Source organism: Rhizobium sp. NLR16a (genome assembly GCF_017948245.1).
GTDB lineage: Bacteria > Pseudomonadota > Alphaproteobacteria > Rhizobiales > Rhizobiaceae > Rhizobium.
On sequence record NZ_CP072866.1, the window covers coordinates 72,661 to 84,728 of the forward strand.

A 12,068-nucleotide genomic window follows, 5' to 3' on the forward strand; every position below is an offset into this window, starting at 1 on the left:
ATATAAGTCGTTTTCAGCCGGCGGCAGCCCGCCGATTCACCCCCGTCCGACAAAGGGCATTTTCGTCGCCATGACAGTCATGGTCAGTACATTGGCGCTGAGCGGCAGGCTGGCCATGTAGACGACCGCGTCGGCAATATGGGCCGGATCGATCGTCGCCTCCGCGGCGATGCTGCCGTTCGCCTGCAGCACGCCGGCCGCAATTTTCGTCGTCATGTCACTGGCGGCATTGCCAATATCGATCTGGCCGCAGGCGATGTCGAATTCGCGCCCGTCAAGGGCGGTGGATTTGGTCAGACCCGTGATGGCGTGCTTCGTGGCGGTGTAAGGCGCGGAATTCGGGCGCGGTGTCGTGGCCGAGACCGAGCCGTTGTTGATGATGCGCCCGCCGCGCGGGGTCTGGTTCTTCATCAGCCGGAAGGCCTGCTGGGTGCAGAGAAAGGCGCCGGTGAGATTGGCGGCGACGATGGCGCTCCACTGCTCGAAGGAAACCTCTTCGAGGGCCACGCCGGGCACGGTGACGCCGGCATTGTTGACCAGGAGGTCGAGCCGCCCGTATCTCTCCGAGATCGCATCGAACAGAGCCCGCACCGAAGCGGGGTCGCCGACATCGGCGGGAGCTGCGAAAAACTCGGCCCCCGTTTCGCTGCCTAGCTCACTCGCGGCCTTTTCAAGCACATCGGCCCGTCGTCCTGAAATCACGACCCTGTAGCCGGCAGCGCCGAGTCCCCTCGATATGGCGCGCCCGACGCCGGTGCCACCGCCAGTGACAAGCGCGATCCTTGCTTCTCCGCTCGCCGCTGTGCTCACGCAATCCTCCCGCCGAGTTCATCCTCGATATGCACCTGCAGAATTTCGTCGAAGCTCGTTTCCGCCGTAAAACCGAGCGCAGAAGCCCTCGTCGCATCGAACTGCGTCGGCCAGCCGGCGACAATGCGTTCGATCACCGGATCGGGCACGCGTTTGATGAGGGCGACCGCCTTGTCGCCGGCCACTCGGCGCAGTGCGTCAATCTCTTCGGAGACCAGCGCGGAAAGGCCCGGCATGGTCAGGTTGCGGCGCGCGCCGATCCTCGTCGTATCGATCGTCGCGGCATGGACGAAAAAGCCGACGGCCGCGCGCGGACTGGCAAACCAGTGCCGCACGCTGTCGCTGACCGGCAATACGGCTTCCCTGCCGACGAGCGGCTCGCGCAGAATGTTGGAGAAGAACCCGGAGGCCGCCTTGTTCGGTGCGCCGGGGCGCACGCAGATGGTCGGCAGCCGGATGCCAATGCCGTCGAAGATGCCACGGCGGGAATAATCGGCAAGCAGCAGTTCGGCAATCGCCTTCTGGGTGCCGTAGCTCGTCAGCGGCGTGGTGAAGAATTCGTCGGGAATGACCTCCGGAAACGGCGTGCCGAAGACGGCGATCGAAGAGGCGAAGACGACGCGCGGGACGTAGGTGGTCTTGAGGCCGAGCTGGCGGATTGCATCGAACAGGGCGCGCGTGCCGTCGAGATTGACCGCGTAGCCCTTGTCGAAATCCGCTTCGGCCTCACCCGATACGATGGCGGCCAGATGGAAGATCAGTTCCGGCTGGCCCTCGATCAGCCGGTCGGCCGCGCCGGCGCCGGCGAGATCCACCGTCAGCGCGGTGGTCACGGACCGGAGCGCTTCCGGCACCGGCGGCGGAAAAGCGTCTGCCAGGGTCAGCCGGGTGACAGGCCGGCCGAAAGTGAGCGGCTCACGCTCAATCCTCTCAACCAGCTTACGGCCAACCATGCCGGCGGCGCCCAGAATCATCACATGCATATCGGCTCTTCCTCCCGTCGGCCGGTGTATTCGATCAAGATCGCGCTGCGCGTCCTATGGTTCGTGCGCTCACTCCTGGCCAGTGTCACGGCGATCCGGGACCGGCCTGATCGGACTATGCCCGATCGAATTCAGATAGATTTGCAACCTGCGGGTCAAGTCCTTGACCGATCCGGAGGCACCAGCAATCGTACATGTGTCGGATATCAGACCCTCAGGTGCTCTGCCCGCTCAGCGCATCGGACATGATCCGAGACAGCGGTCTTGTCATTCGTCCGCATGGCTTCTCCTCCCGTTTCCGATAGCTGTTATCGATACCGGTATCGGTAACAACGCCCATTTTTGCGTTTCCTGTCAAGTAGTGAGTGTTTTCCTTTTTTTGAAAAAGGCCTATGAATTTGACGTTGCCCGCTGGCGAGGCAGTTCGACGATGGGGTCGGTGCAATGCATAAATCGACACTGGAAGAAGTTGCCGCTGCGGCCGGCGTCAGCAAGATGACGGCATCGCGCGCTCTTCGCGGCGCCGCCGACGTCTCCAAGGAGACCCGCGAAAAAGTGCTTGAGCAGGCCGAGCGGTTAAATTACGTCGGCAACCGGCTGGCGCTCTCACTGTCGTCGCAGCGCACCAATCTTGTCGCCGTCGTCGTTCCCAGCATGTCCAACATCGTCTTTCCCGAAATGCTGGCGGGCATTTCGGCCGGGCTGCGAGGATCAGGCATGCAGGCGGTGTTCGGCATCTCCGATTATGATATGGCGAAGGAGCGCGAGATCATTCGCGACATGCTCTCCTGGCGCCCTGCCGCCATCATCGTGACGGGTCTCGATCAGCCGGCAGAAACGGTGAGAATGCTGCAGAATGCCGCGATTCCCGTCATCCAACTGATGGACCTCGACGGTACCCCCATCGATTTCAACGTCGGTCTATCTCATGGCAAGGCCGGAGAAGAGATGGCAAAAGCGCTGTTGGCGGCCGGCCGGCGGCGGTTCGGGTATATCGGCAGCGCGATCGACAGGGATCTGCGCGCCGGCAAGCGGAAAGCCGGCTTCGAGAAAGTGCTGCGCGAGAGCGGCCTTTCTTTCGTGGACGAGCGGTTCAACGCCGCCTATTCCTCGGTGGCGCACGGCAAGCGGCTGTCGATGTCGATGCTCGCGGCGACGAGAGATCTCGACTGCATCTATTATTCCAACGACGACATGGCAACCGGCGGCGTCTTTGCGTGCCTGGAACTCGGCATTTCCAGCCCTGCGGAAATCCTGATCGCCGGATTCAATGGGCTGGATGTCGCCAGCGCCCTCCCCGTCAGGATCGCGACTTCGATTTCGCCACGGCGTCAGATGGGCGAAGTCGCTGCTGCGCTTCTGCTCGCTGCGAGCAGCGGCGACGGAAGTCAGATATCCGAAAAAATTATCGCCTTCACTCCCGAGATCACCGGGGTCGATTGAGGCTTTTGCAGCCTCGGCTTGTCGAAGCAGAATCATGGCTGAGACTCCGGTTCACTGGTCTCGACCGAGCTGCGTAACGAGATCGGCAAGCATGGGGAGCTGGCCCTTGAGAATTTTGATCTCAGCTTCTGGGGTAGGAAACCATCCCGCGCGATCGACCTCGGGAAAAGCCTGGATGCGGCCCGATCGTGGTGGCCATTCGATCTGAAACTCCGAACTCCGCACCGTCTCGACATCAAGCGCTGCGTCCGCCTCCACCGACCAGACGACCACCACTTTTCCGCCGGGTTGGCGATATTCACCGAGCGGGGCGAAGCTTCCTTGAATTTCGACGCCGAGCTCCTCCTGCGCCTCCCGGATCGCTGCCGACAATTCGTCTTCGCCGGCTTCGATCAAACCTTTCGGAATAGACCATGCGCCCACGTCCTTCTTCGCCCAGAAGGGACCGCCGGGATGGACGAGCAGGACCTCCAGCCTCGTCTCGCAAAGGCGGTAGATGAGAAGCCCGGCGCTACGGACCGGCATCGACAACCCCCTCAATGATCATGGTCTTTCCTCGATGACAACTTTCCACGCGGTGGCGCGTTAGAGGTGACAGCCACACAGACGCGCGGAGAATATCATGCCCAAAGAATTTCGTTTCGACCTGCTTGCCAAGAGCGGCTATGTGGCGCGCGGCGTCGTATTCCTCCTTGTGGCGGGCCTCGCCCTCTTTTCCGGCGTCGCCGGGGGGAAGCCGGAAACGAAGTCGGCACTTTCGACGCTTCTCGCACAGCCCTTCGGCCGCGTCTGGGTTGGTCTCATCGGCATCGGACTTCTCGGTTTCGTCGCCTGGCGACTGGCGCAGTCGCTCGCCGACAGCGACGGCCATGGCCGCGACGCCAAGGCCATCGCCATCCGCACGGTTTTCTTCGGCAGCGCCGTCGTCTATCTCGGCCTTGCCGGTTATGCGCTGGGTCACGCACTCTTCAGCGGCGGCGGGAGCCAGCAATCTGGTGAGAAAGGGTTGGCAGAATGGATCATGTCGCAGCCGTTCGGCGCCTATCTTGCCGTAGCCGTCGGCCTCGGCTTCATCATCGGCGGGGTCGTGACGGCAGCCAAGGGCATCAGCAAGAAATTCGAGCGCTATCTCAGACTTGCGGACGTCAGCGGCGTGGTGACCTCGGTCTGCGTATACGGCCTCGTCGCCCGCGGCGTCGTCTTCGTGATCATCGGAATCTTCTTCGCCTATGCAGGGTTTCGCGTTGATCCTCAGCAGGCAGGCAGCATGGCGGACGCGCTCGAATGGGTGAGACAGCTTCCTTTCGGCTCGATCCTCTATATCGCCGTCGCAATCGGACTGGCGGCCTTCGGGATCTATAACCTCGTCGAAGCGCGCTATCGCGTCGTGCACAGCCCGTCCTTTGATGACGTCAAGCAATCGATCCCCACCCCTGGCCATTAGCAAACGGCTTCCCAAGCGGGCGGGCTGCGCCATCTCTGTCAAATGATCTACTTCACCGGCGATACCCATTTTGCAGATCCCCGCGTCCTTCGCATCGACCGACGCCCCTTTCCCGACATGACGTCGCATGACGTGACCCTGATCCGCAACTGGAACGAGATTATTGGTCCGCAGGACGACATCTGGCATCTCGGTGACTTCATGTCGTCTCGCGGCGGGGACTGTGATCAGCTCCTTTCGATGCTGAACGGGCGAAAGCACCTGATCATTGGGAATAATGATCCCGCGACGACGACGGCGGCGAGGGGATGGACAAGCATTCAGCACTACAGCGAGATGACGCTGGACGATCATCTGCTGATCCTGTGCCATTATCCGTTCCGCACCTGGAACAAGATGGGTAAGAAGTCGATCAATCTGCACGGACATTCCCACGGTCGCCTCAAGCCCCTGCCCCGCCAGTACGATGTGGGCGTCGATGCGCAGGGCCTCAGGCCGGTGTCGCTGCAAGCCCTGTTGTCAACGAAGGCGGGGTCATGATGCCGCTGAAGAGCGCTAAGCGACAGGACGAAATGACAGCCTGGTTTTCCTCGCTGGCGCCGGTCCAGCCGACCGAGATGCTCGGCCTGTGGCGAGGTGCGGGCATCCCATCGGATCACCCGCTCGACGGTGTTCTCGAGAACCTCGGCTGGTTCGGGAAGCGGTTTCACGTCGACATGCGCGCGGACGCCCTCCTCTTTCAGTGGCGGTCGGATCGGCTGGTGGCGATCGACCCCGGCATTTTTCCGATCAGCCTGGCCATCAAGGCGGCGCCGTTCGGCCGCACTCGGATCGCCCGGAACTGGTTCTCCTATCTGCAGAAGGCGCTCCGGGCGCGGGGTACGACCGCGTCGCTGAAGCTTCGGACCTTCGATAACCTCACCACAGCTGCTATGATCTACGACAGGCAGCCAATCGCCGACTATTTCCGCAGGACGGGAGACGACGAGGTCGCTGGTATGATGTTCGTCGACGGCGATGCCCGTCGTTATTTCTTCAAGCTCCGGAGAATCGATGCGGCGTCGAGGCGATGGAGTGAATGAGGCGAGAAAGCAGGCTGCCGCCGCAATGGTTGCACGAAGCCTGCGGCGGGGAACAATCTGCTCCGCTCAGGTGTTAGGCCATGCAACCCGGGGGGATCTCATGCGTGCTGCTCTGATCGCGACTTTGCTCTCGCTCTCCTGCCTGCCGGCCAAGGCAACAGCGTCGGAGGCTGGATTTCTACAGTCTTTGGGCGGGGACTGGAGCGGAACCGGAATGGTGCTGACCAAGATAGGCGGCCCGAATCTCAAAGTCTCCTGCACCCTTCGATCCGACGCAGGTACATCGGCCGTCTCGATGAGCGGGACGTGTCGCGGCCTTGCGGTTTTCACCAGAACCTTCTCCGCGACCGTAAAGGCCGCCGGAGAGCGTTATACCGGCAATTACGTGGGACCATCAGGACTGCCGTCGAAGCTTGCAGGGAATAGGAAAGGCGCCGCCCTCAACCTGCGGGTGACTTGGGCGCGGCTGATCAACGGAGACCGAGACGCAGTGCTACTGATCGAAAAAATCGGGCAGAACAGGCTTCGACTGCAGACTGTCGACAAAGACCCTGCTTCCGGCCAGCCGGTCATCACCAGCCGCATCGATTTGCAGCGGCCTTCCCTGGCGGAACGATAGTCGATCGGGCCGCTGGCCAGAGCGGAGTGACGACTCGATCGTCGCCTTCAGTGCTTCTTGGCGCGATGATCGCCGCGGTCGCCCTCTCCGGGCTTCGCATCATTTTTCGCCCGGCGTCGCTTGTCTGCCGAGAGCGAGCGGCTGACCTCGACCGACTCGGTAAAGCGACCCTGATCGTCGCGACGGACGTAGCGCTTGTCGGGGCCTGTATCGATGAGTTCGCGTTTGGACATGGTGGTCTCCTTGTTGAAGCAGGGAAAACGCGCGAGATTCCAAAAGGATGCATCGACCAGCACCATTTCCAGTCGCGCAGATGATGCCGTGGCTCGCAGCCCTACGCGGCCATGCTGACGAGCGCATTGGTAAGCTGCCTGGTATCATAGGGCTTGGAGAAGAAGACGCCGCGCTCGGGCAAAGCATCCGCCTCCGGCTGCTTCATGCCGGAGACGATGATGATTTCCACGGGCGGCCAGCGATCACGGACCGCCTTTGCCAGCATCAAGCCATTCATGCTTCCCGGCATGTCGATATCGGTAAACAGGATCCGTATGCCGGGCACTCTTTCGAAAAGCATGAGCGCCTCGTCGGCATTGCGTGCCTCGAGCGCCTCAAGGCCTGCCTCCTCGACGATGGCGACCGCCATCATCAGCAGCGGAGCTTCGTCCTCGACCACGACTACCTTGCTTTTCATGTCTGGCTCGTATGCTTTACGTCCGGGCTCAGAGGGTCAACTTCGCCTTTGGCAACCGGTTCCGCGATCGAAAATATTAGTTGGAAGACGAGGCCTTCGCTCCGGTAGTCCGCGCGGGATCGCGCCTGCGCCTTCGACGGGAAGGCACGTTCTATCAGCACCGAGCCGAAGCCTTTTTTCGTCGGCGTCGAGACCGGCGGTCCGCCGGCTTCCGTCCACAAAAGCAGGACGCGTCCATCCTCGTGCTTCCATTCGATGCTGACCGTTCCATTTTCGCTTCCGAGGCTTCCATATTTGGTTGCATTGGTCGCCAGCTCATGAATCACGAGCGAGAGCGGCAGGGCGGTGTCCGCCGGGAGAACCACATCCGGTCCGTCGAGGTGAATGCGCTCGGCTTGCGAGGCGACATGCGCTCGCAGGGCTGCGGAGAGGATATCCCGAATGGGCGAAGCCGACCCCTCCCGCGACAGGATGAGGTCATAGGTGCCGGCAAGGGCTGCGAGCCTCTCGGCGAAGGAACCGTATCTCTCCGGATCGGACCGCGAGAAGGTTTGTCTGGCAATCGCCTGCACGAGCGTAAAGCCATTCTTGACGCGATGCGCCAGTTCGCGGACGAGAAGGCTCCGCTCCTCCTCCGCCTGCTGATTTTGCCGCCTGCGCTCTTCGAGTTCGTCGAGCAGCCGATCGAAGGTTGCGCCGACGAGCCCCAGCTCGTCCGGTCCCGTCATGCCGGTCCGCGCCGTCGTCTGACCGCTGCGCCAGCTTTCCATCACATCGGCGATCCTCGAGATCGGTATCAGGATGAAGCGGTTACCGATAAAGATCGCGGCGACGAAGGCGAAAAGCGCACCGCCGATGATGGCGAGCGTATTCATCAGTGTCGCCCGGTCGATCGGGGCGAAGACCTCCGTTTTCGAGAAGCCGGCACTGACATAGAGGGGGTTGGAAGGCAAGGCTATCGGGCGATAACCGAGGATGCGCGCTGTTCCGTCCCGGCCGGTGGTCTCGATGACATCAGGCTGTTCGGCGTGGATCAGCCGTTGGTATTCCTCCACCAAGATCGTACCGACGAACTGTTCGGGAGAGGGAACGTGGGCAATAATCACTCCCTTGGCGTCGGCGATCGTCACCGCATTGCCGGGAGCAATACCGCGCTCGGTGATGCGATTCTGCAGCCAGTCCAGCCGGATTCCGCTGATGACGATGGCCTTGATGGTATCGCCTTCCATCAGTGGCATCGCGAGCGGCAGCACAGGGCGATCGGAAAGGCGGCTCTGCGTATAGGTGCCGACGACGAAGTCCTTGGTCTCCAGAGTCTGCCGGAAGTAATCGCGGTCGGAAAACATCACACCCTGTGGAAACGCCATGCTTCCGCAGATGGGATGCCCATCGAGGCCGGCGACGAAGATGGTGCGGATGTTGGGGATACTTTCGACAACCGATTTCAGTGCATCGTTGCAAGCTTGGACGTCGAGATGCCGGACGGAAGGCATGGCGGATACGGCGACGAGAAGGGCGTGCAGACCCTCGATAATCCGCTCGACTTCCGACGAGGCTTGCCTCGCCGCCTGCGCCGCGGAGGCACGCACTTCCTCGTTGCGCTGATGGCGAAGCGCGACTTCGTTGTAGACGAGCATCGCAACCACCGGCGCCAGCGCCGCGACCGCAACTGCAACCAGTTTGAGCCTCATCCTGCCCCCTCTCGGAAAAGAGTTGGTAGCATGATCGAGACGATCCGGCCCAGACCGCGCGCGCAATCTTGTTTACAAAATATCAACATACGAATCCCGATGCGAGTGCGTAAGCCTTGCCGAGCTTTGCATCGCGGCTAGTTAAATCAGAGATGAGTGATGCCAAAAGCACTTCCTCTGAAATCTCTGCAGCCGGGTCTGTGCCGCCACGGCCGTTGACCGGCGCAATGGTGGATGAGGTCGAACGTCTTTTATCGGGCCGAACCCGCGATATCCGCCTGACGGGCGAACTGCGCCGCCGTTTTGAGGAAAGGCTGTGGCGGCAAACGGCGAAGGTCATCCGCTCCTGGATGATTTGGGTCGCATTTGTCGATGTTCTAACGCTGGCGCTGAACGCCCTCCTGCTTCCCCGGCAGATCGTTCTGTCGATGATTGCGCCCGCCTGCGTTTTGCCGCCGGCAGCAATCTTCACCGCGGTCGTCTGGAACAAGCCGCGGCCGGCGGCCGTTCAGCGGGCGTCGCTGCTTGTGGGAATGTCCCTCATTCTCCTCTCGGTCGGGCTCGTCGGCGTTTTTGCCGGCGGCGAATTTTACGAGCGGCATTTGAGCATCATGTTGTTCGTCGCGACGAGCGCAATCACCATCTTCAGCGTGCCGCTGGCCTGGACGACCGCAATCGCCTGTTATGCCCTTTGTCTCTACTTCATCCTTCAATGGCACAACCCGCTTTTGGAAGCGGGCAGCGTCGTCGCCGCGACCCTTTTCTTTTCCTGTGGGATCATCGCGACGGTGGTCGCCAGGCGAACGATGAACATCCTGGCGCAGAAGACATTTCTCCTGGACTGCAGGGATCAGCGCCGCGTCGCGGAGCTTGCCGATGCGAACGCCCGATTGGAGCGGCTGGCCAGAACCGATCCGTTGACCGGAATCGCCAATCGCCGTTGGATGATGGAAACGCTCGAGGGCCTGTGGCGCAACGGCCGCGAAACCGGCGTCGTCGCGGCCATGCTGATGTGCGACATCGATCACTTCAAAGCCCTGAACGATCGGCTTGGCCACAGCGAAGGCGATCGCTGCCTCGTCAAGGTTGCCGGCATCATCCAGAGCTGCGTGCGCGCCGATCGCGATCTCGTCTCGCGACATGGCGGCGAGGAGTTTCTCATCGTGCTTCCGGATGTCGATGAAGAAGAGGCCGTCGCAGTCGCCAGGCGAATACGCGAGAGCGTGGAAGCGGCCGCCCTGCCGAACCCGGCCTCCAGCGTTGGGCCCTCGGTGACGCTGAGCGTCGGCGTGGCGTTCAAGTCGGCTGTCGACACGGATGTTTCGTTGGCCAGCCTCCAGCACGAAGCCGACATGGCGCTTTATCGCGCCAAGGAAGCCGGACGCAACCAGGTCTCGATCTTTCGTCGTCCGCCTGCTGTCGGGCAGGCCGCCGCACGACGCCAAGGGTAGCGGATAGGCAGATCGATCAGAGCTCCTTCTCCCGAACAATCATCCAGCCCGCAGCCGACATAATCGACGATCGCGGGAAGGCGGGTCTATGGCCACTCGGGTGATCGAGATCATCGGATCACCAGGATCAATACCATTGCGAAGGCGCAGATGAAGCCGGTGATGCTCAAGCCGAGCGTCAAATATTCGGCTGCCTTTTGCCCGTGAGGGCCAAGCTCCACGTTTCCAAGCACCGCCGCGAAGCCTCCGGCTAACCAGCTCGCCAACGTCAATATGCCGAGGAGAAGCGCCCAATGTGTTGCTGTGTCCATCGTCTTGCTCCCGTTACGGCTAGTTTTCCTCGCAAGGGAAACGCTCCTGCGCGTCTGATCAGTAACCACGTAGCCGCCGTTTTGTTTCCGTGCGGTATCTGCATTTCGTCCAAAGCCGCCAACCAGTTCTTCGGCCAGACAGCGATCGTCTCAAAACCACGCCCGTTGATCGCCAGCGGCCGAGAAACGAAATTTCGCCCCCCAGGCGTCAGGCCTCCTCCGGCTAGCTGATGCGGTCAAGCGCGGAAAACTGGCCCGCGTTCAACGTAGACATGGGAATTCTCCTGGGTGAGATCCGATAGGTGCGACCCGGCGCCCAACGCGCCGGGTCGCTGTGTTAGGCTGTCTTCAGGGCCGGAACCGCGCGACGGTCGAGAGCGCTGCTCCACATGGTCAGCAACAGAGCGATGACAACCAGGATGGCACCAACCCAAGGGGTCGCACCTAGCCCAAGCGGGGATTCCACGACCAGACCGCCCAGCCATGCGCCGATCGCGATGCCCAGGTTGAAGGCGGCAATATTGAGAGCCGATGCGACATCCACGGCACCCGGACGGTGTTCTTTGGCCAGTTTGACGACATAGAGCTGGAGGCCCGGCACGTTGCCGAACTGAAGGAACCCGAGCGCAGCAAGGGTGACGATCGCCAGAACCGGCGAGGCCGCGGTAAAGGTCAAGATGACAAGGACAATGGCCTGCAAGATGAACAGACCGATCAATGCCTTGACCGGGTTAAGGTTGGCGATCCTGCCGCCGGCAATGTTGCCGATTGCGATTGCGATGCCGTAGAGAACCAGAATAAGGCTGACGCTCTCCTCGGAGAAGCCGGTGATTTCCTGCAGGATTGGCGCCAGGAAGGTGAAGGCGACGAAGGTGCCGCCGTAGCCAAGCGCTGTCATTGCGAAGACGATCAGCAGACGGCCGGAGCCAAGAACGCGAAGCTGATCGAGCAGGCTTGCCGGCGGCGCCTTTTTGAGCGTGTGCGGCAATAGGGCTGCAATGGCGAGGAAGGCGATGACGCCGAGTGCGGCAACGGCCCAGAAGGTCGCGCGCCAACCGAGGATCTGGCCAATATAGGTGCCGAGTGGCACGCCGGTGACGATGGCAACTGTCAGGCCCATGAACATCATGGCAATGGCCGAAGCGCGGCGGTTCTCCTGCACGAGATCGGCGGCAATGGTCGAGCCGACCGAGAAGAACACGCCATGGGCGAAGGCGGCGATCACCCGGGCCACAAGCAGCAGATCGTAGCCCGGCGACAACGCCGCGATTGTATTGCCAACGATGAACAAGGCCATCAGGCCGAGCAGCAACGGCTTTCTCTCGATTTTGCCGGTGAGCGCCGTCAGGATCGGCGCGCCAAAGGTGACGCCGAGCGCATAGACGCTGACGATAAGCCCGGCAAGCGGCAGGGTAATGTTGAGGTCTGTGGCAACGGTCGGCAAAAGACCGACAATCACGAATTCTGTGGTACCGATCGCATAGGCCGCGATCGTCAAGGCGAAGATTGCTAAAGGCATAATAAATTCCTCTCCGCTCGCCGT

At 61.5% G+C, this 12,068-nt stretch carries 14 protein-coding genes; 6 read left to right on the forward strand and 8 right to left on the reverse strand.

From position 1 onward, the window contains the following. Window positions 1-36: 36 nt before the first annotated feature. Window positions 37-810 carry an SDR family oxidoreductase gene (locus tag J7U39_RS20020; protein ID WP_210632006.1) on the reverse strand — a complete coding sequence of 258 codons (774 nt, stop codon included), beginning with the start codon at window positions 808-810 and terminating at the stop codon, window positions 37-39. Further along, complete coding sequence (gene denD, locus J7U39_RS20025; protein ID WP_210632007.1) at window positions 807-1,793, reverse strand: D-erythronate dehydrogenase; 987 nt, start codon at window positions 1,791-1,793, stop codon at window positions 807-809. The genes J7U39_RS20020 and denD overlap by 4 nt, the downstream gene beginning before the upstream one ends. Before the next feature lie 444 nt (window positions 1,794-2,237). On the opposite strand from denD, the gene J7U39_RS20030 reads away from it, so the two are divergent. Then, complete coding sequence (locus J7U39_RS20030) at window positions 2,238-3,236, forward strand: LacI family DNA-binding transcriptional regulator (protein ID WP_210632008.1); 999 nt, start codon at window positions 2,238-2,240, stop codon at window positions 3,234-3,236. Between the two features lie 51 nt (window positions 3,237-3,287). On the opposite strand, the gene J7U39_RS20035 is transcribed toward J7U39_RS20030, so the two are convergent. Further along, window positions 3,288-3,761, reverse strand: coding sequence for an NUDIX domain-containing protein (locus J7U39_RS20035; protein WP_210632009.1), 474 nt, complete (start codon window positions 3,759-3,761; stop codon window positions 3,288-3,290). A gap of 97 nt (window positions 3,762-3,858) precedes the next feature. Here J7U39_RS20035 and J7U39_RS20040 point away from each other — a divergent pair, with 97 nt between their 5' ends. The 4 genes from J7U39_RS20040 to J7U39_RS20055 all read left to right on the forward strand — a co-directional run bounded on the left by J7U39_RS20040 (window position 3,859) and on the right by J7U39_RS20055 (window position 6,381). Then, window positions 3,859-4,680: a DUF1206 domain-containing protein gene (locus tag J7U39_RS20040; RefSeq protein WP_210632010.1), complete on the forward strand. Its 822-nt coding sequence runs from the start codon at window positions 3,859-3,861 to the stop codon at window positions 4,678-4,680. Window positions 4,681-4,722: 42 nt separating this feature from the next. Further along, a complete protein-coding gene (locus J7U39_RS20045; protein WP_210632011.1) occupies window positions 4,723-5,220 on the forward strand; it encodes a metallophosphoesterase family protein in 498 nt (165 codons plus the stop codon). Continuing rightward, a complete protein-coding gene (locus J7U39_RS20050) occupies window positions 5,220-5,762 on the forward strand; it encodes a GXWXG domain-containing protein (RefSeq protein WP_210632179.1) in 543 nt (180 codons plus the stop codon). The genes J7U39_RS20045 and J7U39_RS20050 overlap by 1 nt, the downstream gene beginning before the upstream one ends. Window positions 5,763-5,862: 100 nt before the next feature. Continuing rightward, the gene (locus J7U39_RS20055) at window positions 5,863-6,381 is read left to right on the forward strand and encodes a hypothetical protein (RefSeq protein WP_210632012.1); all 519 of its coding nucleotides are present in this window, start codon (window positions 5,863-5,865) and stop codon (window positions 6,379-6,381) included. Window positions 6,382-6,428: 47 nt separating this feature from the next. On the opposite strand, the gene J7U39_RS20060 is transcribed toward J7U39_RS20055, so the two are convergent. The 3 genes from J7U39_RS20060 to J7U39_RS20070 all read right to left on the reverse strand — a co-directional run bounded on the left by J7U39_RS20060 (window position 6,429) and on the right by J7U39_RS20070 (window position 8,763). Then, window positions 6,429-6,614, reverse strand: a complete 186-nt coding sequence (locus tag J7U39_RS20060; RefSeq protein WP_210632180.1) for a hypothetical protein — start codon at window positions 6,612-6,614, stop codon at window positions 6,429-6,431. A gap of 101 nt (window positions 6,615-6,715) precedes the next feature. Continuing rightward, entirely contained in the window at window positions 6,716-7,072 is a 357-nt protein-coding gene (locus J7U39_RS20065) for a response regulator (protein ID WP_210632013.1), read from the reverse strand. Further along, window positions 7,069-8,763, reverse strand: a complete 1,695-nt coding sequence (locus tag J7U39_RS20070; RefSeq protein ID WP_210632014.1) for an HWE histidine kinase domain-containing protein — start codon at window positions 8,761-8,763, stop codon at window positions 7,069-7,071. The genes J7U39_RS20065 and J7U39_RS20070 overlap by 4 nt, the downstream gene beginning before the upstream one ends. Window positions 8,764-8,915: 152 nt before the next feature. Here J7U39_RS20070 and J7U39_RS20075 point away from each other — a divergent pair, with 152 nt between their 5' ends. After that, entirely contained in the window at window positions 8,916-10,214 is a 1,299-nt protein-coding gene (locus J7U39_RS20075; protein WP_210632015.1) for a GGDEF domain-containing protein, read from the forward strand. Window positions 10,215-10,324: 110 nt separating this feature from the next. On the opposite strand, the gene J7U39_RS20080 is transcribed toward J7U39_RS20075, so the two are convergent. Together J7U39_RS20080 and J7U39_RS20085 are read right to left on the reverse strand one after the other, a co-directional pair. Further along, window positions 10,325-10,525, reverse strand: coding sequence for a hypothetical protein (locus J7U39_RS20080; RefSeq protein WP_210632016.1), 201 nt, complete (start codon window positions 10,523-10,525; stop codon window positions 10,325-10,327). A gap of 337 nt (window positions 10,526-10,862) precedes the next feature. Beyond that, complete coding sequence (locus J7U39_RS20085) at window positions 10,863-12,044, reverse strand: MFS transporter (RefSeq protein WP_210632017.1); 1,182 nt, start codon at window positions 12,042-12,044, stop codon at window positions 10,863-10,865. Window positions 12,045-12,068: the final 24 nt, after the last annotated feature.

What these genes read in the sequence shown, in the direction of transcription:
- denD (WP_210632007.1), bottom strand. Translation starts at nt 1,793, where the DNA reads ATGCATGTGATGATTCTGGGCGCCGCCGGCATGGTTGGCCGTAAGCTG.
- J7U39_RS20030 (WP_210632008.1), top strand. Translation starts at nt 2,238, where the DNA reads ATGCATAAATCGACACTGGAAGAAGTTGCCGCTGCGGCCGGCGTCAGC.
- J7U39_RS20035 (WP_210632009.1), bottom strand. Translation starts at nt 3,761, where the DNA reads ATGCCGGTCCGTAGCGCCGGGCTTCTCATCTACCGCCTTTGCGAGACG.
- J7U39_RS20040 (WP_210632010.1), top strand. Translation starts at nt 3,859, where the DNA reads ATGCCCAAAGAATTTCGTTTCGACCTGCTTGCCAAGAGCGGCTATGTG.
- J7U39_RS20045 (WP_210632011.1), top strand. Translation starts at nt 4,723, where the DNA reads ATGATCTACTTCACCGGCGATACCCATTTTGCAGATCCCCGCGTCCTT.
- J7U39_RS20050 (WP_210632179.1), top strand. Translation starts at nt 5,220, where the DNA reads ATGCCGCTGAAGAGCGCTAAGCGACAGGACGAAATGACAGCCTGGTTT.
- J7U39_RS20055 (WP_210632012.1), top strand. Translation starts at nt 5,863, where the DNA reads ATGCGTGCTGCTCTGATCGCGACTTTGCTCTCGCTCTCCTGCCTGCCG.
- J7U39_RS20060 (WP_210632180.1), bottom strand. Translation starts at nt 6,614, where the DNA reads ATGTCCAAACGCGAACTCATCGATACAGGCCCCGACAAGCGCTACGTC.
- J7U39_RS20065 (WP_210632013.1), bottom strand. Translation starts at nt 7,072, where the DNA reads ATGAAAAGCAAGGTAGTCGTGGTCGAGGACGAAGCTCCGCTGCTGATG.
- J7U39_RS20070 (WP_210632014.1), bottom strand. Translation starts at nt 8,763, where the DNA reads ATGAGGCTCAAACTGGTTGCAGTTGCGGTCGCGGCGCTGGCGCCGGTG.
- J7U39_RS20075 (WP_210632015.1), top strand. Translation starts at nt 8,916, where the DNA reads ATGAGTGATGCCAAAAGCACTTCCTCTGAAATCTCTGCAGCCGGGTCT.
- J7U39_RS20080 (WP_210632016.1), bottom strand. Translation starts at nt 10,525, where the DNA reads ATGGACACAGCAACACATTGGGCGCTTCTCCTCGGCATATTGACGTTG.
- J7U39_RS20085 (WP_210632017.1), bottom strand. Translation starts at nt 12,044, where the DNA reads ATGCCTTTAGCAATCTTCGCCTTGACGATCGCGGCCTATGCGATCGGT.